This is a genomic window from Vibrio sp. D173a (assembly GCF_030248475.1).
In genome coordinates, this window is sequence record NZ_JAHGAH010000560.1 from 1 (window position 1) to 1332 (window position 1332).

Genomic DNA, 1332 nt, shown 5'->3' on the forward strand with positions numbered 1-1332 from the left:
GCGTCTTACCAGCATCTGTAAGCTGTGAGAAAAGCGCAGGGTTACCAAAACCTTGGATCGCCTCAATCTCACCATTCGCAGCATTGCGCGTCACAATGATCTTGTCAGCGTTGATATTGATGCTGCCTTACTTAAGTTTTACATCGCCCGCAAACGTAACCTTGTTGCTTTTCATATCAAGCTGCTGGCTATCCGAATCAATATACACGGGTTGCTCTGTGTCCGATGACAGAGCAAAAGCGTTCGGCGCGGCAAACGCAAAAGCAAGTAAACTAAGGTGTAAGAGTTTCATATCTACCTTGAACAGTGTCAAAGAGGGTCGCAGTATTGCTATCGAAGTTGCCCTTCATAGCTTGTCCCTCAGTTTCAAATAATGGGCCGATCAGATGTACTGTGCTTTCTGAGTGAAAGTCTCGGCTAGTGAGCTCAACAACCAACTTATCCATAGTCATGTTGTCGAAGCTGGCTTCTGGTAATAGGTTTTTCACTATTACATTATCATAAAGTGTCAGGGTTTGGTCATCGTCGAGTACCGCACGTCTTGCGGTCATCTGCCATTCAATCGTATGTCCATCGCGAAATACCGAGAGTACTGGATTTTCAAAGATGGTATTGCCACTTTTTGAGTAGTGCTCAAGATGGCTTGATTCAATCTGGTAGCTACGAATACCGGCTTGGTCGTAGCTGATATTATCTAGATTTTTTCCACTGAACACGGGCAACTCCAGGTTAGGAGCAACCTGGATCGCGGTGTTCTGCTCTTTGTCATACAGGTAATATGCAGACCAAGAAGCAATAAAGAACAAAATTAAATAGATAATACGAGTTAAACTCATATGCTTAGACCTTTGTGCACGTCTAGCTCATCCCTTGCTTGTAAAATAAGGTCGCAGACTTCTCGTACTGCGCCATGGCCGCCTTTAATGTTGGTCACGTAGTTGGCACGTTGAACCAATAGTGGGTGCCCATCCGCGACACACACTTTCAGTGCGACTTTTTCCATAACTGGCCAATCTATTAGGTCATCACCGATGTAGCCGGTGTGCTCTGGGGCAATATTCAGTTTATCGCAGATATCTTGGTAAGCTTTAACCTTGTCATCTTGACCTTGGTAAATCAGCTTAATACCGAGAGCCGTCATACGATTTTCAACGATTTGAGACTGACGCCCTGTGATAATAGCGATCTCAATCCCTGCATTCATGAGAGATTTTACACCGTAGCCGTCGCGAGTATGGAAGGTTTTAAGTTCTTCACCTTGGTTGCCCATGTAAACCAGACCATCCGAAAATACGCCATCTACATCACAGATTAGCAGTTTTATCTCTTTCG

At 44.7% G+C, this 1332-nt stretch carries 2 protein-coding genes and 1 pseudogene; all 3 read right to left on the reverse strand.

All coding sequences use genetic code 11. The features are described from left to right. Positions 1–292: pseudogene (lptA, locus tag KIV40_RS27525) on the reverse strand (lipopolysaccharide transport periplasmic protein LptA); the annotation flags it as partial. Then, the gene (gene lptC / locus KIV40_RS27530; RefSeq protein ID WP_285352387.1) at positions 273–836 is read right to left on the reverse strand and encodes an LPS export ABC transporter periplasmic protein LptC; all 564 of its coding nucleotides are present in this window, start codon (positions 834–836) and stop codon (positions 273–275) included. The pseudogene lptA and the gene lptC, both read right to left, overlap by 20 nt. Next, on the reverse strand, positions 833–1332 hold a 500-nt coding region (gene kdsC, locus KIV40_RS27535; protein WP_285352388.1), incomplete at its 5' end, for a 3-deoxy-manno-octulosonate-8-phosphatase KdsC. The genes lptC and kdsC, both read right to left, overlap by 4 nt.